At 42.3% G+C, this 24282-nt stretch carries 16 protein-coding genes and 4 pseudogenes; all 20 read left to right on the top strand.

Annotated elements, in window-relative coordinates:
- The first annotated feature begins 262 nt into the window (after positions 1-262).
- A complete protein-coding gene (gene uppS, locus M5V91_RS11805) occupies positions 263-1042 on the top strand; it encodes an undecaprenyl pyrophosphate synthase (RefSeq protein WP_009330713.1) in 780 nt (259 codons plus the stop codon).
- Between the two features lie 17 nt (positions 1043-1059).
- Positions 1060-1854 carry a phosphatidate cytidylyltransferase gene (locus M5V91_RS11800; protein ID WP_009330712.1) on the top strand — a complete coding sequence of 265 codons (795 nt, stop codon included), beginning with the start codon at positions 1060-1062 and terminating at the stop codon, positions 1852-1854.
- A 132-nt stretch (positions 1855-1986) separates the two neighbouring features.
- Positions 1987-2360: pseudogene (locus M5V91_RS30970) on the top strand (hypothetical protein).
- The gene (gene dxr / locus M5V91_RS11795; protein WP_439649969.1) at positions 2357-3127 is read left to right on the top strand and encodes a 1-deoxy-D-xylulose-5-phosphate reductoisomerase; all 771 of its coding nucleotides are present in this window, start codon (positions 2357-2359) and stop codon (positions 3125-3127) included. Before M5V91_RS30970 ends, dxr begins: the two are co-directional and overlap by 4 nt.
- 81 nt (positions 3128-3208) lie before the next feature.
- Positions 3209-4470: pseudogene (gene rseP / locus M5V91_RS11790) on the top strand (RIP metalloprotease RseP).
- Between the two features lie 139 nt (positions 4471-4609).
- Positions 4610-6312, top strand: a pseudogene (locus M5V91_RS11785) (proline--tRNA ligase).
- Positions 6313-6737: 425 nt separating this feature from the next.
- A pseudogene (locus M5V91_RS11780) lies at positions 6738-11062 on the top strand (PolC-type DNA polymerase III).
- A 412-nt stretch (positions 11063-11474) separates the two neighbouring features.
- A complete protein-coding gene (gene rimP / locus M5V91_RS11775; protein ID WP_009330707.1) occupies positions 11475-11942 on the top strand; it encodes a ribosome maturation factor RimP in 468 nt (155 codons plus the stop codon).
- Positions 11943-12200: 258 nt separating this feature from the next.
- Positions 12201-13358, top strand: a complete 1158-nt coding sequence (gene nusA, locus M5V91_RS11770) for a transcription termination factor NusA (RefSeq protein WP_251175174.1) — start codon at positions 12201-12203, stop codon at positions 13356-13358.
- Positions 13359-13375: 17 nt separating this feature from the next.
- A complete protein-coding gene (gene rnpM / locus M5V91_RS11765; RefSeq protein WP_009330705.1) occupies positions 13376-13660 on the top strand; it encodes an RNase P modulator RnpM in 285 nt (94 codons plus the stop codon).
- Positions 13657-13959 (top strand): YlxQ family RNA-binding protein, encoded by a 303-nt coding sequence (locus tag M5V91_RS11760; protein ID WP_009330704.1) that lies wholly within the window; start codon positions 13657-13659, stop codon positions 13957-13959. Before rnpM ends, M5V91_RS11760 begins: the two co-directional genes overlap by 4 nt.
- A 19-nt stretch (positions 13960-13978) precedes the next feature.
- The gene (gene infB / locus M5V91_RS11755) at positions 13979-16216 is read left to right on the top strand and encodes a translation initiation factor IF-2 (protein WP_009330703.1); all 2238 of its coding nucleotides are present in this window, start codon (positions 13979-13981) and stop codon (positions 16214-16216) included.
- Positions 16216-16497 (top strand): DUF503 domain-containing protein, encoded by a 282-nt coding sequence (locus tag M5V91_RS11750; RefSeq protein WP_009330702.1) that lies wholly within the window; start codon positions 16216-16218, stop codon positions 16495-16497. The genes infB and M5V91_RS11750 overlap by 1 nt, the downstream gene beginning before the upstream one ends.
- 16 nt (positions 16498-16513) lie before the next feature.
- Positions 16514-16894, top strand: a complete 381-nt coding sequence (rbfA, locus tag M5V91_RS11745; protein WP_009330701.1) for a 30S ribosome-binding factor RbfA — start codon at positions 16514-16516, stop codon at positions 16892-16894.
- Positions 16895-16957: 63 nt separating this feature from the next.
- Positions 16958-17875 (top strand): tRNA pseudouridine(55) synthase TruB, encoded by a 918-nt coding sequence (gene truB / locus M5V91_RS11740; protein ID WP_009330700.1) that lies wholly within the window; start codon positions 16958-16960, stop codon positions 17873-17875.
- 65 nt (positions 17876-17940) lie between these two features.
- Entirely contained in the window at positions 17941-18891 is a 951-nt protein-coding gene (ribF, locus tag M5V91_RS11735) for a bifunctional riboflavin kinase/FAD synthetase (RefSeq protein ID WP_217025427.1), read from the top strand.
- Positions 18892-19013: 122 nt separating this feature from the next.
- Positions 19014-19283, top strand: a complete 270-nt coding sequence (gene rpsO, locus M5V91_RS11730; protein ID WP_009330698.1) for a 30S ribosomal protein S15 — start codon at positions 19014-19016, stop codon at positions 19281-19283.
- Positions 19284-19600: 317 nt separating this feature from the next.
- On the top strand, positions 19601-21721 hold the full coding sequence (gene pnp / locus M5V91_RS11725; protein WP_009330697.1) for a polyribonucleotide nucleotidyltransferase: 2121 nt from the start codon (positions 19601-19603) through the stop codon (positions 21719-21721).
- A 180-nt stretch (positions 21722-21901) separates the two neighbouring features.
- Positions 21902-22918, top strand: a complete 1017-nt coding sequence (locus tag M5V91_RS11720) for a polysaccharide deacetylase family protein (protein WP_251175175.1) — start codon at positions 21902-21904, stop codon at positions 22916-22918.
- 40 nt (positions 22919-22958) lie between these two features.
- A complete protein-coding gene (locus tag M5V91_RS11715) occupies positions 22959-24194 on the top strand; it encodes a M16 family metallopeptidase (RefSeq protein ID WP_251175176.1) in 1236 nt (411 codons plus the stop codon).
- Positions 24195-24282 lie beyond the last annotated feature (88 nt).

Raw genomic sequence — 24282 nt, 5'->3', positions numbered from 1 at the left:
TCGCTGGAATATGTATAGAAGCCAGTATTCCTATCCTGAATTTAGTTTCTGGTAACATACTCTTTTATAGAGATATATTTTTTTATTTTTGGTATGATATTATCATGCGGAAAGAGGCAATATCATAATTTACCATTAGAATAATCTCTAAAAGATACTATGAATGAATATCAGCTATCAATCATCCGGGATCAAGCCCCTGCTGATTGAAGTTTCACTTATCTTTTATCGGAGGATTAACCTATTTTAAAGGAGCAGACTTATGTTTGATAAAATGAAGTTATGGAAGTCCCAAAACAGTTCTTCCGATCTCCGAGAGAGAGTTGAAAAAATAAAAGAATTGCAAATCCCTGAGCATGTTGCCATCATTATGGATGGAAATGGAAGATGGGCGAAGAAAAGAGCTCTTCCAAGAGTTGCCGGCCATCATGAGGGAATGAAAGTTGTCCGAAAAATTACCAGATTTGCAAGCGATATTGGAGTAAAGACCTTAACTCTATATGCATTCTCTACTGAAAATTGGAAAAGGCCTAAAATGGAAGTGGACTTTCTTATGAAACTGCCTGAGGAATTTCTGGGAACTTTCCTGCCAGAGCTGGTAGAAGAGAATGTGCAAGTAAGAATGATTGGTTATTTTGACCACCTGCCTGCCCATACCCGAAATGCAGTTTCCAAAGCGATGGAAGAGACAAAAAATAACACAGGCCTAGTGTTGAACTTTGCACTTAATTATGGAAGCAGAGCCGAAATACTCGAAGCCGTCAAGCATGTCTTAAATGATTGCAAAAGTGGTATAATGGATGAAAATGAATTGAATGAAGAAAAATTCTCATCCTACCTCATGACGGGCGGACTGCAGGATCCTGATCTGCTGATTCGTACAAGCGGTGAAATCAGATTAAGCAATTTTATGCTTTGGCAGCTTGCGTATACGGAATTCTGGTTTACAGATGTATTGTGGCCGGATTTCAATGAAGAGCAAATGCTCGAAGCAATCGAAGTATTCCAAAGCCGCCAAAGGCGTTTTGGGGGAGTACAATAAAGGTGTTGAAAAATTGAATGAAGCAGCGTATTATCACAGCAATTATATTCGGTGCAGTCCTCCTGCCAGTCATTATCTTTGGAGGCATGCCTATAATCATCCTGGCATACTTGCTGGCATCCATTGCACTATATGAACTATTGAAAATGAGAAATTTAAGTTTATTCTCGATTCCAGGCATTATTTCTTTACTATTATTGTGGGTTTTCCTATTGCCTAAAGAATTTCAGTCAATCCTGGATGATTTGAATTATACAAAAATTGAGGTAGCTCTTTTTGGGGTGCTTCTTTTCCTAACGTATACTGTTGCAACAAAAAATAAATTTACTTTTGATGATGTGGCTTTTTCGATTATGTCTACTTTATATGTTGGCATTGGGTTTTTCTATTTTATTGAGACCCGCTTCGCAGATCAGGGTTTGACATATCTCTTTTTTGCATTATTTCTTATTTGGGCAACAGATTCAGGTGCCTACTTTATAGGAAAAGCAATGGGAAAGAAGAAGCTTTGGCCTGAAATCAGCCCGAATAAGACTGTGGAAGGGTCACTTGGTGGTGTGGTCTGTGCTCTTGCCGTTGCGGTATTATTTATTATCTTCACAGATATTGATGAGTCCATGCTGGGATTATTAGTGATTACAGCAATCTTGTCAGTGTTCGGGCAAATAGGGGATTTAGTGGAATCAGCATTAAAGCGTCATTATAATGTAAAAGACTCAGGAAATATTCTGCCTGGCCATGGCGGAATTCTGGACCGCTTTGACAGCTTATTATTCGTCCTGCCATTGCTGCACTTTTTTCACTTGCTCTAAAGCTGGTGGCCAGGGAGCAGTCCGCATTTGATTAATAGATAACTGTCTAGCTCCAGCGCCTGCCCCCTAATGGTGTCAAACCAATATTCGGAGGTGGGCAAGGCGCTTCCGCTTTTCTTTTAGGAGGAGACTATGAAACATATCAGTTTAATGGGTGCAACAGGGTCGATTGGGACACAGACCCTTGATATCATTAAGGAACACCCAGAAGAATTTAAGCTAGCAGCCATGTCTGCAGGCAGAAATATAGACCTTGCCCGGAAAATTATCTCTGACTTTCAGCCGGAACTTGTCTCACTATCAGAAAAAGTTCTGCAGATATTCTTAAAGCTGAGTTTCCCGGCATAACATTTACATATGGACATGAAGGTTTGATAGAAGTAGCTGTTTATCCAAAATCTGAAATACTGGTTAATGCAGTTTTAGGCAGCGTAGGACTTGATTCCACATTGCAGGCGATTGAGGAAAAAAGACAATCGCCATCGCAAATAAGGAAACCCTTGTGACTGCCGGCCATCTGGTCATGGAAGCAGCAAAGCGAAACGGTGTTATGCTTCTTCCTGTAGACAGTGAACATTCGGCTATTTTTCAATCCCTTCAGGGGGAAAAAGAGAAAAATATTGAAAGGCTCATTTTGACAGCTTCTGGAGGAAGCTTCAGAGACCGCTCACGCAAGGAATTAGAAAATGTGACAGTTGAAGAGGCACTTAATCATCCGAATTGGTCAATGGGAGCAAAAATCACCATCGATTCTGCTACCATGATGAATAAGGGACTTGAAGTAATTGAAGCACATTGGCTTTTCTCCATGGATTACAGTAAAATTGACGTCCTTCTTCATAAAGAAAGTATTATCCATTCCATGGTTGAATTTCATGACAGCAGTGTAATCGCACAGCTTGGCACCCCGGATATGAGAGTACCGATTCAGTATGCTTTAACTTATCCTGACAGGCTCCCGCTCCGAACAGCAAACCGGCTGAATCTTGCTGAAATTGGCAAGCTCCATTTTGCAGAAATGGACTTTGAGCGCTTTCGCTGCCTGAAGTTTGCCTATGAAGCCGGAAAAGCTGGCGGATCAATGCCAGCTGTATTAAATGCTGCAAATGAAGCTGCTGTTGCTGCATTCTTAGATGGAAAGATTACCTTCCTGCAAATAGAAGATTTCATCGAAAGAGCACTGGCCAGCCATAATATTATCTCAAATCCAAGTCTTGATGAGATCCAGGCAACAGATTTGGAAACGAGGAAATATGTTAACTCGCTTCTATAAGCTTGCGTTCAAATGGCTGCAATAAATTTATTAACACTCACCAGCACATTTGAACAACCTCTAAAAAAAGGTGGTTAAAACTTGAGTACAGTAATAGCCTTTATTGTTATTTTCGGGGCACTGGTATTTTTCCATGAACTGGGACACTTAATTTTTGCAAAAGAGCAGGAATTCTCTGCCGCGAATTCGCTATTGGATTCGGCCCTAAAGTGTTTTCCTTTAAAAAAGATGAAACAGTTTATACGATTCGTCTATTGCCAATAGGCGGGTTTGTGCGCATGGCCGGTGAAGATCCCGAGATGGTGGAAATTAAACCTGGCTACCGCATCGGCCTGATCCTTGATGATAACGAGGAAGTAAGCAAAATTATTTTAAACAATAAGGATAAATATCCAGATGCAAGAATAGTTGAAGTTGAAGATGCTGACATTGAGCATGCCCTTGAAATAAAAGGGTATGTTGAGGGTGAAGAGGAAGAGTCAATCCAAGTTTTTAAAATCAGCCGTTCAGCTGTGCTGGTTGAGGATGGAACAGAGACGCTCATTGCCCCGTATGACCGTCAATTTGCATCAAAGACATTGGGCCAGAGAACAATGGCGATTTTCGCAGGCCCGATGATGAATTTTGTTCTGGCTTTTATTGTTTTTGTACTAATAGCCTTATTGCAGGGTATTCCGACTAATGAACCTGCACTAGGCAAGCTGACCCCTGATGGTGCAGCTTATGAAGCTGGGCTTAAGGAAGGCGATTTGGTTCAAAGTGTCGATGGAGCAGAAATTTCAAGCTGGTCAGATGTAGTAGAAATCATTAGACAAAACCCAAGTGAAGAATTGGAGTTTTTGGTGGAAAGAAACGGCCAGGAACATACAATACCGGTTACTCCGAAGGTTCAGGATGTTGAAGGCGAAAAGATTGGAATCATTGGAGTATATAGTCCAATGGAGAAATCACCTTTAAAGGCCATTACCTATGGAGCTAAGGAAACCTATTTCTGGACTAAAGAGATTTTTGTCATGCTAGGCAAGCTTGTCACTGGACAGTTCTCAATTGATGCATTATCAGGCCCGGTAGGTATCTATGTTTCAACAGATACAGTAGCCAAATCAGGTATCTATTACTTAATGAAATGGGCAGGTATCCTAAGCATAAATCTGGGAATTATGAACCTGCTTCCAATTCCGGCTCTCGATGGCGGAAGATTAATGTTCTTTGCTGTTGAAGCTGTAAGAGGGAAGCCAATTGACCGCCATAAAGAGGGAATGGTCCACTTTATTGGGTTTGCCCTTTTAATGCTATTAATGCTCGTGGTCACTTGGAATGATATTCAGAGATTTTTCCTGTAAAAACTTAGCAGAGCTGCATGCAGAAGAAGGATGAGGGCTCTGGTCTTTAGGAAGCTATTAGCTTTTTCTGAAGACCGGGAGACCCTTCTTTTGTTGAGGAAGCAGATTCATTACATATTTTTAATTGAGGTGCAAATAAATGAAACAGAGCATGACGCTTATTCCTACATTAAAAGAAGTGCCTGCAGATGCGGAAACCAGAAGCCACCAATTATTGCTGAGGGCTGGTTTTATCCGCCAGAACGCAAGCGGAATTTATAGCTATATGCCTTTAGCGAAAAAGTTCTGCAAAAGGTTGAAGCTATTATCAGAGAAGAAATGGATAATGCAGGGGCTGTCGAGCTTCTGATGCCAGCCCTTCAGCAGGCTGAACTATGGCAGGAATCCGGGCGCTGGTATACATACGGACCTGAACTGATGAGAATGAAGGATCGCCATGAGCGAGAGTTCGCTTTGGGTGCCACTCATGAAGAAGTGATTACCAGCCTGGTTCGTGATGCAGTAAAATCATATAAGAAATTACCATTGGCTCTTTATCAGATTCAGACAAAGTTCCGTGATGAGAAGCGTCCTCGCTTTGGGCTTCTTCGCGGGCGTGAGTTTATCATGAAGGATGCCTATTCCTTTCACTCAAATCAAGAAAGCCTTGATGAAATGTATGATAAACTTTTTACAGCTTATTCTAATGTGTTCAGACGCTGCGGCCTGAATTTCAGAGCTGTCATTGCTGACTCGGGTGCAATGGGCGGTAAAGACACACATGAGTTTATGGTTCTTTCAGAAGTTGGAGAAGATACTATCGCATACTCAGATACTTCCGAATACGCTGCCAATATTGAAATGGCTCCGGTTCTTGCACAATACTCAAAGAGCAATGAGGAGCCTCAGGAACTGGAAAAGGCAGCAACAGAAAACAAAAAAACAATTGAAGAAGTTTCAACTTTCCTAAACGTGGCTAAAGAGCAGTGCATAAAGACGCTTCTTTTTAAAGCTGATGAAAAATATGTTCTTGTTCTTGTCCGCGGTGACCATGAAGTAAATGACATCAAGCTTAAAAATCTGCTTGAAGCCGCTGCCGTTGAGCTAGCTGATGCCGAAGAGACTAAGCAAATTCTTGGCTGTGCTGTTGGTTCTTTGGGACCTATTGGAGTGAAGGATATTGAGATCATTGCAGATCATGCAGTGGAAGCCATTGTGAATGGTGTATGTGGCGCAAATGAAGAAGGAATTCATTATGTCAATGCTAATCCAGATCGTGATTTCTATGTAACCCGATATGCAGATCTCCGTTTCATTCAAGAGGGCGACCCTTCACCAGATGGACAAGGAACGATTCAATTTGCCAAAGGAATTGAAGTTGGACATATCTTTAAGCTGGGCACCCGCTATAGTGAGGCAATGGAAGCGACTTTTTTAGATGAAAATGGGAGAACACAGCCAATGATTATGGGCTGCTATGGCATCGGAGTTTCCCGTACTATGGCTGCAGTTGCCGAACAGTTCAGCGATGAGAACGGCTTTATCTGGCCGCGCTCCCTGGCTCCATTCGACTTGCATCTCATCCCTATTAACATGAAGGACGAAACTCAGTCTGCAGTTGCTGAGGAATTATATACAATGCTAAAGCGTGATCGCTATGAAGTATTAATGGATGACCGCCAGGAACGTCCCGGTGTCAAATTTGCAGATTCCGACCTTATCGGTTTGCCAATCCGCATAACTGTGGGCAAAAAAGCTTCTGAAGGCATCGTCGAAGTGAAAGTTAGAAAAACAGGTGAAATGCAGGAAATTCACAAAGATCAGCTTGCAGATAAAATTGCTGAAATGATGTCTGCAATATAAAAATATGGGCAGTGTTCATTTTGATTTAGACGAAAAAACGGGTTCCAAAATGGAATCCGTTTTTTCATTCACTATCTGATTCGATATGTTATAATTAAGTCCGTCTGTCCATTTCTAAATATGGCGGTGCTTATTTATTTTCAGTTTTCTAACATTATAACAATATTTCTAATGCTGAGTTGATTGGAGTGGAGGGTACTTGATCCTCGAAAATGCTTTCGCATTTTCTTCGTGCGGTGCTAAGTCAGGATGATTATTCAAAGTCCTGCGGCAGGAGAGGGAGTGGGAGACCCCACAGGCGGAGCCGAGGAGCCCTGTTCCTCCCCGCGGGAAACAAGTGCCACGTGATGAAATCAACGGGCAGAATATTGAATTAAAACAAGGATTATAACAAAAGTGTAAAACATAGAAACCAAGTTTATTAGATGGGAGAGAGAAAGATGAGCGAACCTTCTAGATTTCAGCTCTTGCTCCAGCAGATGCAGCTAACTGAAGATGCCTTTGTGCAGCACTTTCATGATGCCCAGATCGAAAGGGTCATAGTCGAAAGACAGTCACGGAAATGGCATTTTTATTTTGCTTTTCCAAAGATTGTGCCTTGCAGTGTATATAGCCGCTTCACAGATCAGCTGGAAAAGACATTTTCCCATATTGCAGAAATTTCCTACAGCATATCTGTGAAAAATCAGGATTTTACTGAACAGCTTGTTCTTGAATACTGGCACAACTGCATCAAAGAAATGGATGGCATGGCGCCCCCGCTCATAAAGCTTCTGAATGAACAGGTTCCTTCTGTTCAGGGCAACAAACTTATCATTAAGGTCCGAAATGAATTGGAAGGATTGTCTATCAAGAAAAAGTATGCCGGCACTATTTCAGATGTTTTTCAAGTTTTTGGCTTTCCGGCCTTAACAGTTGATACAGAAGTATCTTCTGAAGGATCCAATGAAGAATATGAAAAATTCATGGAGGCCAAACGCAAAGAAGATCAGGAGCGCGGTCTCCAGGCAGCAATCGAGATGCAGAAGAAAGAAGCAGAAGCTGAATCAGCAGATCCTTCAGCACCTCAGGGGCCGCTTACAATCGGTCTTACCATTAAGGATGATGCAGATTACCGCAAATTGATTGATATAGTTGATGAAGAGCGCAGAGTAGCCGTTGAAGGCTATGTGTTTGCTGCTGAAACGAGAGAACTCCGCAGCGGCCGGACACTCTTAACTTTCAAAATTACTGATTATACCAGCTCCATTCTTGTAAAAATGTTCTCGCGGGACAAAGAGGATGCTGCTTTATTTCAGCATGTGCAAAAAGGTATGTGGCTAAAGGTCCGAGGCAGCATACAAAACGATACATTTGTACGTGACCTGGTAATGATCGGGAACGATATCAATGAAATTAAACCTATTCAAAGACAGGATACATCACCTGCTGAAGAAAAAAGGGTTGAACTTCATCTTCATACACCGATGAGCCAAATGGATGCAGTTTCATCTGTCAGTGCACTTGTTTCACAGGCGAAAAAGTGGGGACACAAAGCTATTGCCATTACTGATCATGCTGTTGCTCAATCATTCCCTGAAGCCTATGGTGCCGGGAAAAAGAATGATATAAAGATCTTATACGGAATTGAAGCGAACCTTGTGGATGATGGTGTGCCGATTGCCTATAATGATGCGCATCGCAAGCTTACTGAAGATACGTATGTTGTATTTGACGTTGAGACAACAGGCTTATCAGCTGTATATGATACGATCATTGAGCTTGCCGCGGTTAAGATTCATGATGGTGAAATCATTGATCGGTTTGAATCCTTTGCAAACCCTCATCACCCTTTGTCGGCAACAACGATCAATCTGACTGGAATCACCGATGATCTGGTGGAGAATGCACCGGAAGTGGAAGAGGTACTGAAGAAGTTCCATGAATGGGCAGGAGATGCTGTTTTAGTAGCTCATAATGCATCCTTCGACATGGGCTTCCTAAATGTAGGCTATAAAAAAATGGGCATAGGCAAAGCGTCTAATCCTGTAATAGATACTCTTGAACTTGCACGCTTTCTATATCCGGACATGAAAAATCATCGTCTGAACACGCTTGCCAAAAAGTTCGACGTTGAACTCACCCAGCATCACCGTGCTATATATGACGCGGAAGCCACAGGTTATCTGCTTCTTAAGATGCTTAAGCATGCAGATGAAAAAGGGATCGAATATCATGATCAATTCAATGATAATATGGGTCAGGGAAATGCCTATCAGCGTGCAAGACCAGCGCACTGCACCCTGCTTGCTCAGACAGAAGAAGGCTTGAAAAATATCTTTAAACTCGTATCCATCTCGCATCTTGAATATTTTTACAGAGTGCCCCGCATTCCGAGGTCAGTCCTGCAAAAACATCGTGCAGGAATTCTGGTTGGATCGGGATGTGACAAAGGCGAAGTTTTTGAAGGCATGATGCAGAAATCTCCAGATGAAGTGGAAGATACAGCGCAATTCTACGATTATCTTGAAGTGCACCCGAAAGCTGTCTATGCACACCTTTTGGAGCTTGAACTTGTAAGAGATGAAAAAGCGCTGGAAGAGATTATCGGCAATATTGTAAAGCTGGGAGAAAAGCTTGATCTGCCGGTTGTCGCGACAGGCAATGTACACTACTTGAATCCAAATGATAAAATCTATCGGAAAATCCTTGTTAATTCACAGGGAGGAGCAAATCCTTTGAATCGCCATCAGCTCCCGGATGTTCACTTCAGGACTACTAATGAAATGCTTGATGCTTTTTCATTCCTTGGCAAAGACAAAGCGAAGGAAATTGTGGTAGAGAATACGAACAGAATAGCGGATATGATTGAAGAAATTAAGCCGATTAAAGATGATTTGTATACACCAAAAATTGAAGGCGCAGATGAAGAAATGCGCAGCATGAGTTACGGAATGGCTAGGAAAATCTATGGTGATCCGCTACCTGAGATCGTTGAAGCCCGCCTTGAAAAAGAACTTAAGAGTATTATCGGGCATGGGTTCGCGGTTATCTATCTGATCTCACATAAGCTTGTAAAAAGATCACTGGATGATGGCTATCTTGTTGGTTCCCGTGGATCAGTCGGCTCCTCTTTTGTTGCGACGATGACCGAAATAACTGAAGTAAATCCGCTGCCTCCCCATTACGTTTGCCCGGAATGCAAGACATCCGAGTTTTTCAATGACGGGTCAGTTGGCTCCGGTTTTGACCTGCCTGATAAAGACTGCCCGAACTGTGGAGCAAAATATAAAAAAGATGGACATGATATCCCGTTCGAAACGTTCCTTGGTTTCAAGGGAGATAAGGTTCCCGATATTGACTTGAACTTTTCGGGGGAATACCAGCCGAGGGCACATAACTATACAAAGGTGCTATTCGGGGAGGAATATGTATACCGTGCAGGAACAATCGGTACTGTGGCAGACAAAACAGCTTATGGTTATGTCAAAGCATACCAGCAGGATAATAATCTTCAAATCAGGGGTGCCGAAATTGACAGGCTTGCTTCCGGCTGCACAGGAGTAAAGCGGACAACTGGACAGCACCCTGGCGGTATTATTGTTGTGCCGGATTACATGGATATTTATGATTTTTCGCCTATTCAGTTCCCTGCTGACGACCGGACATCTGAATGGAAAACGACTCATTTTGACTTCCATTCAATTCACGATAATCTATTAAAACTCGATATACTGGGGCACGACGACCCAACCGTCATAAGGATGCTTCAGGATCTTAGCGGTATTGATCCAAAAACGATTCCGACAGATGATCCTGAAGTAATGAAAATTTTTAGCGGGCCGGAATCACTTGGTGTGACAGAAGAGCAAATCATGTGTAAAACTGGAACACTAGGCATACCGGAATTTGGTACACGATTTGTCCGCCAGATGCTTGAAGATACAAAGCCGACCACTTTCTCAGAACTTGTCCAGATTTCGGGTCTTTCTCATGGTACAGATGTTTGGCTCGGGAATGCCCAGGAATTGATCCATAATAATATTTGTAACTTAAGTGAAGTAATCGGGTGCCGCGATGATATTATGGTTTATTTAATCTATCAGGGGCTTGAGCCTGCTTTTGCTTTTAAAATTATGGAATCGGTTCGTAAGGGTAAAGGCCTGAGCGATGAAATGGAAGCTGAAATGAGAAAGAATGAAGTGCCGGAATGGTATATTGATTCCTGTAAAAAGATTAAATACATGTTCCCTAAAGCCCATGCGGCAGCCTACGTATTAATGGCAGTCCGGATTGCATATTTTAAAGTGCACCATCCGCTTCTTTACTATGCAGCATACTTCACTGTTCGTGCAGAGGACTTTGACGTTGATGCCATGGTTAAAGGATCCCAGGCGATACGTTCCCGCATCGAAGAAATCAATGCAAAGGGACTTGATGCTTCTACGAAAGAAAAAATCTATTAACTGTAATGGAGCTGGCTTTGGAAATGAACGAAAGGGGCTTTAACTTCCAAAAGGTGGACTTATACCGCTCTAGCGCAAATGAGTTTATCATTGATGGAAATTCTTTGATACCGCCGTTTAATTCCATTCCAGGATTGGGTACAAACGCAGCATTCAATATTGTTAAAGCAAGGGAAGAAGGAGAATTCCTATCCAAAGAAGATTTGCAGCAGCGCGGAAAAGTGTCCAAGACGATTATCGAGTATCTGGATAATCACGGCTGCCTTGAATCTCTTCCTGAACAAAATCAGCTTTCACTATTCTAAAAAAGAGGGCAGGCAAATGGTCCGCCCCCTTCTGCTGACAGCTATTCCATTTGCATAAAAAAATTGGTTATGGTATAGTTTTATTGGAAATACTAAGAATAACTCTCGCAAAAGGAAGAGTGGGGCAACCCACTCTTTCGTGTTGTGTACGGTTTTTTCCTGAAGATTGTTTTCGTAAGTTTTGTTGCTTTTTGTATATTATTTGCTGAGTTGATTGTAGCGGAAGGTGCGAAGACTTATGCGGGAGAGGCTCACCGCCCGCCACGCGGTTCGCTGAGCAGCCTGGAGCGAAAATCAAAGGACAATATAGATAGATGAAAAACAACAATATATCCGAAAAAGTCTTCCTGTATATCAAAATAAAACTTTTGTAAAACAAGAGCTAAGAATCCAGTAAAAAGGAGGGAAATGAATGAGCAAAGTGACTGAAACGGTGGAACAACTGGTCACCCCTATTGTGGATGAACTTAATTTAGAATTAGTCGACATTGAATATGTAAAAGAAGGGAAAGACTGGTTCCTTCGCGTATTTATTGATAAAGAAACTGGTGTTGATATCGAGGAATGCGGAACGGTCAGTGAAAGGCTTAGTGAAAAGCTTGATGCTGAAGATCCGATTCCTTACAACTATTTCTTGGAAGTTTCATCGCCGGGAGCTGAACGCCCTCTAAAGAAAGACAGTGATTTTGTTAAGGCAGTCGGCAAGAATGTTTTCATAAAAACATACGAGCCGATTGATGGAGAAAAGACGTTCGAAGGTGTATTAACCCAATTTGACGGGGAGACCGTTACGGTTGAAGTGACAATCAAAACAAGGAAGAAAAGGATCGAAATTCCTTATGAGAAGGTAGCGAATGCCCGTTTAGCCGTTGTTTTCTAATGACGGCTGATTGCGGGCTTGCTTATTAAGAAAAGCGGAAGCGTCTTGCCCACGAAGGAACGCAGACTAAGAGCGCCGTGTCCTGTGGCAACGTCTGCATGACCCTCATCCTGGGGCCTCACCTCGAGGGGGAGGCAGCTTGAGCTAGACAGTTATTGACGTTCAAAAACCAATACTTACTTGTCTTATTAATTAAAGCAAATTGCTACTTTAGAGTTGATCATTTTTATAAGAGAAATAAAGGGGGATATAAATCTCATGAGCAGTGAACTTTTGGATGCTCTGACATTGCTTGAGAAAGAAAAAGGCATTTCTCGCGATGTGATTATCGAAGCAATTGAAGCTGCATTGGTGTCAGCCTACCGCAGAAACTTTAACCAGGCACAGAATGTGCGCATTGATTTAAACCTAGGAAACGGAACGATGAGAGTCTTTGCACGCAAAGAGGTAGTGGATGAAGTATTTGATCCGCGTCTTGAAATTTCAGTTGAAGATGCTCAAAAGATCAACCCGAACTACCAGGTGGAAGATGTCGTCGAAATGGAAGTAACTCCTAAGGACTTTGGGCGCATTGCTGCCCAAACGGCCAAACAGGTTGTTACACAGCGTGTCCGTGAAGCGGAGAGAGGCATCATTTATTCTGAATTTATCGACCGTGAAGAAGATATCATGACGGGAATTGTTCAGCGTACAGATCCTAAGTTCATCTATGTGAGCCTTGGAAAGATTGAAGCAATCCTTCCGGCGAACGAACAAATGCCAAATGAGCGTTATCAGCCCCATGACCGCATTAAAGTCTTTATTACAAAAGTAGAAAAGACAACAAAAGGACCACAAATCTTTGTTAGCAGAACGCATCCTGGTCTGCTGAAGAGATTATTTGAAATTGAAGTTCCAGAAATTTATGATGGAACTGTTGAAATCAAATCTGTTGCGCGTGAAGCAGGGGACCGTTCTAAGATCTCCGTACATTCAGACAATGAAGAAGTAGATCCGGTAGGTTCATGTGTAGGCCCTAAGGGAACACGTGTACAGGCGGTAGTAAATGAGCTTAAGGGCGAAAAAATTGATATTGTAAAGTGGTCTTCAGATCCGGTAGTTTTCGTTGCAAATGCACTTAGTCCTTCAAAGGTGCTTGACGTAATCGTAAATGAAGTTGACAAAGCAACAACAGTTGTAGTCCCGGATTATCAGCTATCCCTGGCAATCGGAAAGCGCGGCCAGAATGCAAGACTTGCAGCCAAGCTTACAGGCTGGAAAATTGATATCAAATCAGAAACAGATGCCCGTGAAGCCGGAATTTATCCGCGGGATGAAACACTGTTGAACTTTGATAATGATGGTTACGAAAACGAAGACTACGAAAATGATGCAGACTTCGATTTTCAGGATAATCTTTTAGAGGGAAAAGAATAGGGAAGAGGTGAATGATCGTGAACAATCGTAAAAAAGTTCCTTTGCGAAAATGTGTCGCTACCGGTGAAATGAGGCCGAAAAAAGAACTCGTTCGCATCGTTCGCTCCAAAGAAGGGGAAGTATCTGTAGACCCGACCGGAAAAAAATCAGGGCGCGGGGCTTATCTTTCCAAAGAAAAGGAAGCAGTTTTATTAGCAAAGAAAAAGAATATCTTAGCCAATCATTTAGAAGTTTCCATAGATGATGCTATCTATGAAGAACTCTTGGAGTTAATAGAGAAGGAGAAACGGCAATCCAAATGAACTCAAATCAATGGATGTCATTGCTTGGCTTAGCCAATCGGGCACGGAAAATTACTTCGGGAGAAGAGCTTGCTGTTAAAGAGATCAGAAATGGCAAAGCAAAGCTTGTTTTGCTGTCTGCAGATGCATCCGCAAATACGGCAAAAAAAGTTACAGATAAATGTAAATCATTCGGGGTTCCTTATAAGCTGATTCAAAACCGGGAAATGCTTGGTAAGGCTATAGGGAAGGAAGCCCGCGTTGTTGTGGCAGTGTTAGATGCCGGATTTGCAAAAAAGCTGTTAACGTTGCTCGATTAATACTAGCGGGGGTGAAAGTATGAGTAAAATGCGCGTATATGAATATGCGAAAAAACATAACATTTCAAGCAAGGATGTTATTACAAAATTAAAAGACATGAATATTGAGGTTTCCAATCATATGACTACGATTGAGCCGGCTGCAGTCCAGAAACTTGACGGCATCTTTATCAAGAATGACAGCCAGTCTCAAAAACAGAGCAAACCTCAAAACCAGCAAAAACCGCAAGGGAATCAAAAACCAGCTTCAAATAATAGTGCTGCCAGTTCAACAGCTGTTAAAGGCAAGCCCCAGAATAAACCAGGTGAAAACAGAAACCAGGGGCAGGGCAGCCAGTCCAGCAATAACCGGGGCAATAACAACAACAATAGAAACAATAATAACAACAATAGAAGCAACAATAACAACAACCGAAACAATAACCGAAACAACAATAAGAATAAAAACAACAAAGGCAAACAGCAGCAGACTTTTGTGGCCCCAGCTCCTAAAAAAGTGAAGGAGCTTCCTTCAAAAATTACTTTCAGCGAATCACTGACTGTAGCGGAACTGGCAAAGAAGCTTCACCGCGAACCTTCTGAAATCATTAAAAAGTTATTCATGCTGGGTGTTATGGCAACCATTAACCAGGATCTTGACAAAGATGCCATTGAGCTGATTGCAGGTGAATATGGTGTAGAAGTAGAAGAAGAGGTGCTGGTTGATACAACCGATCTTGAAGTATACTTCACAGAAGATGAAAATGCCGAACTAGTGGAACGTCCATCTGTTGTAACCATCATGGGACACGTTGACCATGGTAAAACAACATTGCTAGACTCCATCCGCAACACGAAAGTAACAGCGGGAGAAGCTGGCGGGATCACACAGCATATCGGAGCTTATCAAGTTGAAGAGAACGGCAAAAAGATAACCTTCCTTGATACTCCTGGACACGCAGCGTTTACGACTATGCGTGCCCGCGGTGCGAAAATTACCGATATTACAATTCTCGTTGTTGCAGCAGATGATGGTGTTATGCCGCAAACGGTTGAAGCAATCAACCATGCAAAAGCAGCAGAAGTGCCAATCATTGTGGCTGTTAACAAAATGGATAAGGAAGCAGCAAATCCTGACCGTGTCATGCAGGAACTGACTGAACATAACCTAGTTCCTGAGGCATGGGGCGGAGACACAATTTTTGTTCCAATCTCTGCTATAAAAGGCGATGGAATTGATGAACTGCTTGAAATGATTCTTCTTGTAGGTGAAGTGGAAGAATACAAGGCTAATCCTGACCGCAATGCCGTTGGTACAGTTATCGAAGCACAGCTTGACAAAGGACGCGGTTCAGTTGCGACTCTGCTTGTGCAAAACGGTACATTGAAAGTAGGAGATCCAATCGTTGTCGGCAACACATTTGGACGTGTCCGTGCAATGGTTAATGATCTTGGCCGCCGGGTGAAAACTGCCGGACCTTCAACACCTGTTGAAATTACAGGTCTTAACGATGTTCCTCAAGCTGGTGACCGCTTTGCTGTACTTGATGATGAAAAGACAGCCCGCCAGATTGGTGAAGCTCGTGCCCAGCAGGCATTACAGGCCCAAAGAAACGAAAAAACACGCGTAAGTCTTGATAACTTGTTTGAACATATGAAACAAGGGGAAATGAAAGACTTAAACATCGTTGTTAAAGCGGATGTTCAAGGTTCAGCGGAAGCATTAACTGCTGCGCTTCATAAAATAGATGTAGAGGGTGTTAATGTTCGTATCCTTCATACAGGTGTCGGTGCCATTAATGAGTCTGACATCACTTTAGCTGCAGCTTTCAATGCTATTGTCATCGGATTTAATGTACGTCCTGACAATAATGCAAAACGTGCAGCAGAAGCTGAAGATGTGGATATCCGTCTGCACCGCATCATCTACAAAGTAATTGAGGAAATTGAACTGGCGATGCAGGGTATGCTTGACCCTGAGTTCGAAGAAAAAATCATCGGCCAGGCCGAAGTACGCCAGACATTCAAAGTTTCAAAAATCGGTACCATTGCAGGTTCGTATGTCACAGACGGAAAAATCACTCGTGACAGCGGTGTCCGCTTAATCCGCGATGGAGTTGTTATTTTTGAAGGGGAAGTTGATGCTCTTAAGCGATTCAAAGATGACGCTAAAGAAGTAGCTCAAGGCTATGAATGCGGTATTACCATCAAAAACTTCAATGACGTTAAAGAAGGCGACGTTATCGAAGCATATATTATGGAAGAAGTGGAACGTTAATGATAATTGGGCTTGCAGCCTGTGAATGTATCATTTATGACACACATTCTTTGAAAGAGAAACGGGCTGTTTTGCAGCGGATTCTCACCCGGCTGAAGCAAAGATACAATGTATCTGTATCTGAGGTGGACTATCAGGACCTATGGCAGCGGACAAAAATTGCCATTGTGGCCGTTTCGTCCACCCAGGTTTCAACGGAACACGAGCTGCAAAATGCGCTTAAGATGATTGATTCGTTCCCGGAAATAGAACGGACAATTACAGATTTAGAGTGGCTTTAAGAAGAGGTGATATAGAATGAGCCTTAGAGCAAATCGAGTTGGAGAACAAATGAAAAAAGAACTGGGCGAAATCATCGGCAGGAAAATAAAGGACCCGCGGGTTGGATTTGTAACAGTTACCGATGTTCAAGTTACTGGGGATCTCCAGCAGGCAACCGTATTTATCTCAGTTCTGGGTGATGAGGAACAAAGGGAAAATACGCTTCGGGGTCTGGCTAAAGCAAAAGGCTTTATCCGATCTGAAATTGGCCAGCGAATCCGGCTGAGAAAAACGCCGGAAATTCTTTTCGAATTTGATGAATCAATCGACTACGGAAACCGTATAGAATCATTGCTCCATCAAATTCAGGACGAAGGCCGTTCCAAAGATGAGGATCGCTCCAATGAAGAAGAATAATGGAATGGATAGACATTTTGTCTATCCATTTTTTTCTAATTACAAGACAAGGTGGTACATGATATGGAAGGAATTTTGCCGCTTTTTAAACCTAAAGGAATGACATCCCATGATTGTGTCTTTAAGCTTCGGAAGATTTTGCGGATGAAAAAAATCGGCCACACTGGCACACTCGATCCAGACGTAACTGGTGTACTCCCAATCTGCCTTGGGAGGGCAACAAAGGTGGCTGAATACATAACAGATGCTGGAAAGTCATATGAGGGAGAAGTCACAATAGGCTTTTCTACGACAACAGAAGATGCATCAGGAGAAGTCGTGGAGAGAAAAGATGTTACAGCACCTATTGCCAGAAATCAAATAATGGATGCACTTCAAAGTCTGACCGGGGAAATTACTCAGACACCTCCTATGTTTTCAGCAGTAAAAGTGAATGGGAAACGCCTCTATGAATATGCAAGACAGGGAATAGAAGTAGAACGACCGTCCAGGAAAGTTACTATTTACTCTATCGAACTGCTCGATGGCAGAAAAATGTTTGAGGGTGAGAATATTACCTTCCGTTTCCGTGTAGCCTGCAGCAAAGGAACATATATACGTACTCTTGCTGTCATGATTGGAAGTGAACTGGGATACCCTGCTCATATGTCTGAGCTGGTCAGAATCCAGTCTGCCTCATTGACACTTGATGATTGCCTGACTTTTGAAGAAATAGAAGAAAGAGTGGAGAAGGGGACAATGGACGAGGTTCTTCGTCCTATGGAAGCCGCGCTTTCTCATTTGCCGAAATTTCAAATAAGTGATAAAGTAGCAGAGAAAGTAAAAAATGGGGCTGTATTAACTATCCCTGATCATTTGCATAACACTAAAGGGCCAATTGCAGTGGAAACAGAGGCAGGCCTCGTGCTGGCTATCTATGAGCATCATCCGCGCAAACCTGGGATGATGAAGCCAGTAAAGGTGTTAAGAAATGATCAATAAGCACTCGTTAAAAAGCTGTGCATTTTTATAGGTCCAGGCTCTGTAGAAAAAGGTGAATCAATAATATGGAAGTTATTCATATAAATCATCCCCATCGAATGGATAGAACCGTATTGCCTGAAATGGCAATAGCACTTGGATATTTTGATGGTGTTCATCTGGGTCACCAGAAAGTCATCCGTGAAGCAAAATCAATAGCGGAACAAAAAGGATTAAAAAGTGCTGTTATGACATTTGACCCGCATCCATCGGTTGTTTTGGGGAAAAGCGTTCAGCATGTGGAGTATATTACGCCTCTTGAGGATAAAATTGCTATCATGGCTGATTTGGGCATAGATTATTTGTTTATCATCAATTTTACAAGGGAGTTTGCAAATCTCCTGCCGCAGGAGTTTGTTGATCAATACCTGATTGGTCTTAATGCAAAGCATGTTGTAGCAGGCTTTGATTATTCCTATGGGAGAATGGGGCGCGGTACAATGGAAACACTATTGTTCCATTCAAGGGATCAATTTGATTATTCGGTCGTTGCAAAGCTTGCAAAAGAAGACGAAAAAATCAGCTCTACGCTTATAAGGAAATACATCCGGGAAGGGAAAACAGCTGAGCTTCCCGACCTTTTAGGAAGATATTATAAAACATCAGGTACCGTTATCCATGGCGATAAGAGGGGCCGTACAATCGGCTTTCCTACTGCGAACGTGGATGTTTCGGATGACTGTATCATCCCACCGCCAGGTGTATATGCTGTGAGATTCTTAGTAGATGGCAGCTGGTATGAAGGGGTATGCAATGTTGGCTACAAACCTACCTTTAATAAGGAAAAGGGGGATAGGCCATCGGTTGAAGTCCATATTTTTGATTTCTCTTCAGATATTTATGGCAGGAAAGTTACGGTTGAATGGCATAAACATCTTAGAAACGAAAGGAAATTTGCTGGCGTTCAGGAATTAATCGCCCAAATTGCGAAGGATAAACAGCAGACTGAGCAATATTTTGAGAAAAACAGGGTTTAGCCTTGCTTTTTGTCATAAAAAGTTGTATTCTAAGTAACGTACCAAATGAACCTTTGCTTGGCAAGTCGAGTCACCGACGCTTGCTCAGTAACAGGGGATTGAAAATTTAGGAGGTGAACCGGATGGCAATCACTAAAGAACGTAAAAATGAGCTAATCAATGAGTTCAAAACTCATGAAAGCGACACTGGATCTCCAGAAGTTCAAATCGCTGTCCTTACTGAAGAAATCAACAATTTGAACGACCATTTACGTACTCACAAGAAAGACCACCATTCACGTCGCGGTCTTTTGAAAATGGTTGGTAAGCGCCGTAACCTATTAACTTACCTTCGCAACAAAGACGTTGCTCGTTACCGTGAGTTAATTAATAAGCTTGGCTTACGTCGATAATCAACAGAAGCGGGATTTTTTCCCGCTTTTTTATTAGCTTTAAAAACTTGAATTTTGTTCCTAATCATGTACATACATAAGTTATTCTTATTTTAGCAAACGGAAAAATTGTGCATACTATAAGATGCCTAATTTTATTATGATTAAAGAGCATTTCATGCTTTTATATAAAACTGGACTGCTGGCAATGCAGAGGATATCAGTCTATGCTGATGTCATGGCAGGATTATCTGCAGCTAATGCAGGATAAATAACAATTGAACGGACCAGGCAGAATAGACGCCTGTCCTTAAGTGAAAGCAGAGAGGGGTACAAATATGGGACAAGATAAACATGTCTACAGCCTTGAGTGGGCTGGGCGCAAATTGACCGTTGAGATTGGCCAGCTTGCAAAACAGGCTAACGGTGCAGTTTTAGTGCGCTATGGCGATACTGTAGTATTAAGTACTGCTACAGCATCAAAAGAACCGAAAAATCTGGATTTCTTTCCGCTGACAGTTAACTATGAAGAACGTTTATATGCTGTTGGTAAGATTCCCGGCGGGTTTATTAAGAGAGAGGGACGTCCAAGTGAAAAAGCGATTTTGGCCAGCCGCTTGATTGACAGGCCAATCCGTCCATTATTCGCTGACGGTTTCAGAAATGATGTACAGGTTGTAAGCATGGTGATGAGTGTGGATCAAAACTGCTCATCTGAAATGGCTGCAATGTTTGGGTCATCATTAGCTCTTTCTGTGTCGGATATTCCATTCGGCGGACCGATTGCAGGGGTCAGCGTAGGGCGCATCGATGGAGAATTCATCATTAATCCATCTGTGGATCAGGCTGAAAAGAGCGATATCAGCCTGGTTGTAGCCGGTACAAAAGATGCAATTAACATGGTAGAAGCAGGTGCAGATGAAGTGCCTGAAGAAACAATGCTTGAGGCGATTATGTTTGGCCATGAGGAAATCAAACGCCTTATTGCTTTCCAGGAAGAAATTGCGTCTGAAATCGGCAAAGAGAAAATGGAAATTGTTCTATACCAGGTTGATCAGGACCTTGAGGCTGAAGTACGCGGCATCTGTGAGAAAGATATGATTCAAGCTATCCAGGTGCAGGAGAAGCATGCCCGAGAAGCTGCCATTAAAGCCGTTAAAGAACAAATTACAGCTAAATATGAAGGTGAAGAAGCAGACGATGACAAGCTGAAGCAAATCAGGCAGATTCTTGATAAAATTGTTAAAGCTGAAGTGAGGCGTCTAATCACAGAAGATAAAGTTCGCCCGGATGGACGCGGATTGGATGTTATCCGCCCGCTATCATCAGAGGTAGGCCTTCTGCCGCGCACACATGGTTCCGGTTTGTTTACACGCGGACAAACTCAGGCTCTGAGCATTTGTACATTAGGAGCTCTTGGAGATGTACAGATTCTTGATGGTCTGGGCATTGAAGAAGAAAAGAGATTCATGCACCACTACAATTTCCCTAACTTCAGTGTAGGTGAAACTGGGCCAATTAGAGGGCCAGGACGCCGCGAAATCGGACATGGAGCTCTTGGAGAACGCGCTCTTGAGCCGATCATTCCATCTGAAAAGGATTTCCCTTATACAATCCGTCTAGTATCAGAGGTATTAGAGTCCAATGGTTCAACATCACAGGCAAGTATTTGTGCAAGTACATTGGCAATGATGGATGCAGGTGTGCCTATTAAAGCGCCAGTTGCCGGTATAGCAATGGGTCTTATTAAATCAGGCGAGCATTATTCAATCCTGACAGACATTCAGGGTATGGAAGACCACCTGGGTGACATGGACTTCAAAGTGGCGGGTACATCCAAGGGTGTTACTGCCCTGCAAATGGATATTAAAATTGAAGGTTTGTCTCGTGAGATTCTTGAGGAAGCATTGCAGCAGGCGAAAAAAGGCCGCATGCAGATTCTTGATTCCATGCTGAGCACTATTGGGCAGCCAAGAAAAGAGCTGTCTGAATATGCTCCTAAGATTCTGATGATGTCAATTAACCCTGATAAAATCCGTGATGTCATTGGGCCAAGCGGAAAGCAGATCAATAAGATCATTGAAGAAACAGGCGTTAAGATTGATATCGAACAAGATGGCACAGTATTCATCTCATCTGTAGATGAAGAGATGAATCAAAAAGCGAAGAAGATTATTGAAGATATCGTACGTGAAGTGGAAGTTGGACAAATGTATCTTGGCAAGGTGAAACGAATTGAAAAATTCGGTGCATTTGTTGAAATCTTCTCCGGTAAAGATGGTTTGGTTCACATTTCTGAACTTGCTGAAGAGCGTGTAGGAAAAGTGGAAGATGTTGTATCCATCGGTGACGAACTTCTCGTAAAAGTTACTGAAATCGATAAGCAAGGCCGCGTAAACCTTTCCCGCAAAGCCGTATTGCGTGAACAGCGTGAGCAAAAGGAAAAAGCACAGCAATAATACTAACCTCTATTTAGAAGAGAAGCATTTTGCTGGGCTGAATTTCCTAGAAGCCAGGGGAAACCCTGGCTTTTTACATATACGAATATCCATGGGGGCGTTTGCCCTATACCTTTGTAATTTGCTTCCGTTCTACCTTGTCCCTTTGAATCATACTATGAATTGAAGGAGGCATGAAGAATGAGAAAGTTTATCCATATCGCCATCATGTTTGTTATGGCACTTGCTTTTATCAATAATCCTTTTACTGATCAGTATGTATCTGGCCTCAAACAGGAGACGGGAGCCGTACCTGTTTCCAAGTCTAAGGATTTACTTTATGAAGAGATTACAGCAAAAAAAGATGAATACAGCATTCCTGCACAGGATGCAAAAATAGACCGTGTATGGAAAGCCATTCCAGGGCTTAACGGAATTGAAGTAGATGTTGAGGCATCTTATAAAAAGATGAAATCAGAGAAGAGGTTCAATGAAGATAAGCTTGTATTTAAACAAATTGAACCGAAGGTGAAGCTAAAGGACCTCCCTCCGTCACCTGTATATAAAGGCCATCCCGATAAACCGATGGTCAGTTTCATTATCAATGTGGCATGGGGAAATGAATATTTGTCCGGTATGCTGGCAACTTTAAAGGAACATAATGTGTCAGCAAGTTTCTTTCTTGAAGGAAGATGGGTAAAGAATAATCCGGAACTTGCCAGAATGATTATGGATGCAGGACATGAAGTGGGCAACCACTCGTACACTCATCCGGATATGAAGGTGATCTCTTCTGCTAAAACAAGGGAAGAAATCCAAAAGACAAATGATGTGATTGAAGCCACGATGGATGAAAAACTGAGTAAGCCCATTACATGGTTTGCTCCTCCAAGCGGCAGCTATAGAGATGAAACAGTGAAGATTGCTGCTGAGAAGAACCTCGGCACTGTTATGTGGACTGTTGATACAGTGGATTGGAAAAAGCCATCCCCGGATGTGCTGATAAATAGGGTGTTATCAAAGGTTCATAATGGAGCACTGATTCTGATGCACCCTACTGACTCCACCGAAAAAGCACTCGATAGACTTATTACGGGGCTTAAGCAAAAGAACCTTCAGATTGGAACTGTATCCGAATTGTTAAGCGAGAAGAGAATCCAGAATCGGGAAAATAATAATCAGGATTTTGGAAAAAATAACAATAATAATATAAACTAATGGACGTATGTCTTTGGGTTTCAGAACAGGAGGAATTTACTTGATCAAGAAATATACATGCCAAAACGGAGTAAGAGTCGTACTAGAAAACATTCCAACCGTCCGTTCTGTTGCGATCGGAGTATGGATCGGAACAGGTTCACGAAACGAGATTCCCGAAAATAATGGAATCTCTCATTTCCTCGAGCACATGTTTTTTAAGGGAACGAAAACAAGATCAGCCCGGGAAATTGCCGAGAGCTTTGATAGCATTGGCGGCCAGGTGAACGCATTCACCTCAAAAGAATATACATGTTATTACGCAAAAGTACTCGATACCCATTCTGACTTTGCTCTTGAAGTCCTTTCTGATATGTTTTTTAACTCCACGTTTGTGGATGAGGAACTGAACAAAGAAAAGAATGTTGTTTATGAAGAAATCAAAATGTATGAAGACACGCCTGATGATATTGTACATGATCTTTTGAGTAAGGCAATCTATGAGAACCACTCTCTTGGCTATCCGATCCTTGGCACTGAGGGAACGCTAGCCACGTTTAATGGTGAAACATTAAAGCAGTATATGCATGAAACCTATACACCTGAAAACGTTGTGATTTCCATTGCCGGAAATATCGATGAGTCTTTCATCAAAGAAGTAGAAAAATATTTTGGATCCTATGAAGGCGGAAATAGAGAACGCCCAGAGCAGAAGCCAGAATTCCATTCAAACCATCTTGCCCGTAAAAAGGATACCGAGCAGGCACATCTTTGCTTGGGGTTCGAGGGGCTGCAGGTAGGGCATGAGGATATATACAATCTGATTGTTTTAAATAATATTTTGGGCGGAAGCATGAGCAGCCGCTTATTCCAGGATGTCAGGGAACAAAAAGGATTGGCATATTCTGTTTTCTCTTATCATTCTGCCTTCCAGGATAGCGGTATAGTGACGCTATACGGCGGAACAGGCGCTAAACAGCTGGATGTACTGTTTGATACGATTCAGGAAACTCTTGCCACTCTTAAAAAAGAAGGCATCACAGATAAAGAGCTGAATAACAGCAAAGAACAGCTTAAAGGAAGCTTGATGCTTAGCCTTGAAAGTACAAACAGCAGAATGAGCCGCAATGGCAAAAACGAACTTCTGCTGGGCCGCCATCGTTCTATGGATGAAATTGTAGAAGAAATCGATGCAGTTTCCATGCAAGGCGTGAATGACATGGCGAATTCCATTTTCACAGAGCATTACTCTGTGGCTTTAATCAGCCCGGAGGGAGAACTTCCGAAAAACCTTTAATAAATTTGATGTGTCCCGATTGCAAAACCGGAAATCAACATGAGAGAAACAGCCTGTATTCTGCAGGCTGTTTTCTTTTGTCTTGGAC

Origin of the sequence: Cytobacillus pseudoceanisediminis, from assembly GCF_023516215.1 — a bacterium.
Taxonomy (GTDB): domain Bacteria; phylum Bacillota; class Bacilli; order Bacillales; family Cytobacillaceae; genus Cytobacillus; species Cytobacillus pseudoceanisediminis.
This window is presented reverse-complemented; position numbering and strand designations above follow the sequence as displayed.

What these genes read in the sequence shown, in the direction of transcription:
- uppS (WP_009330713.1), top strand. Translation starts at nt 263, where the DNA reads ATGTTTGATAAAATGAAGTTATGGAAGTCCCAAAACAGTTCTTCCGAT.
- M5V91_RS11800 (WP_009330712.1), top strand. Translation starts at nt 1,060, where the DNA reads ATGAAGCAGCGTATTATCACAGCAATTATATTCGGTGCAGTCCTCCTG.
- rimP (WP_009330707.1), top strand. Translation starts at nt 11,475, where the DNA reads ATGAGCAAAGTGACTGAAACGGTGGAACAACTGGTCACCCCTATTGTG.
- nusA (WP_251175174.1), top strand. Translation starts at nt 12,201, where the DNA reads ATGAGCAGTGAACTTTTGGATGCTCTGACATTGCTTGAGAAAGAAAAA.
- M5V91_RS11760 (WP_009330704.1), top strand. Translation starts at nt 13,657, where the DNA reads ATGAACTCAAATCAATGGATGTCATTGCTTGGCTTAGCCAATCGGGCA.
- infB (WP_009330703.1), top strand. Translation starts at nt 13,979, where the DNA reads ATGAGTAAAATGCGCGTATATGAATATGCGAAAAAACATAACATTTCA.
- M5V91_RS11750 (WP_009330702.1), top strand. Translation starts at nt 16,216, where the DNA reads ATGATAATTGGGCTTGCAGCCTGTGAATGTATCATTTATGACACACAT.
- rbfA (WP_009330701.1), top strand. Translation starts at nt 16,514, where the DNA reads ATGAGCCTTAGAGCAAATCGAGTTGGAGAACAAATGAAAAAAGAACTG.
- truB (WP_009330700.1), top strand. Translation starts at nt 16,958, where the DNA reads ATGGAAGGAATTTTGCCGCTTTTTAAACCTAAAGGAATGACATCCCAT.
- ribF (WP_217025427.1), top strand. Translation starts at nt 17,941, where the DNA reads ATGGAAGTTATTCATATAAATCATCCCCATCGAATGGATAGAACCGTA.
- rpsO (WP_009330698.1), top strand. Translation starts at nt 19,014, where the DNA reads ATGGCAATCACTAAAGAACGTAAAAATGAGCTAATCAATGAGTTCAAA.
- pnp (WP_009330697.1), top strand. Translation starts at nt 19,601, where the DNA reads ATGGGACAAGATAAACATGTCTACAGCCTTGAGTGGGCTGGGCGCAAA.
- M5V91_RS11720 (WP_251175175.1), top strand. Translation starts at nt 21,902, where the DNA reads ATGAGAAAGTTTATCCATATCGCCATCATGTTTGTTATGGCACTTGCT.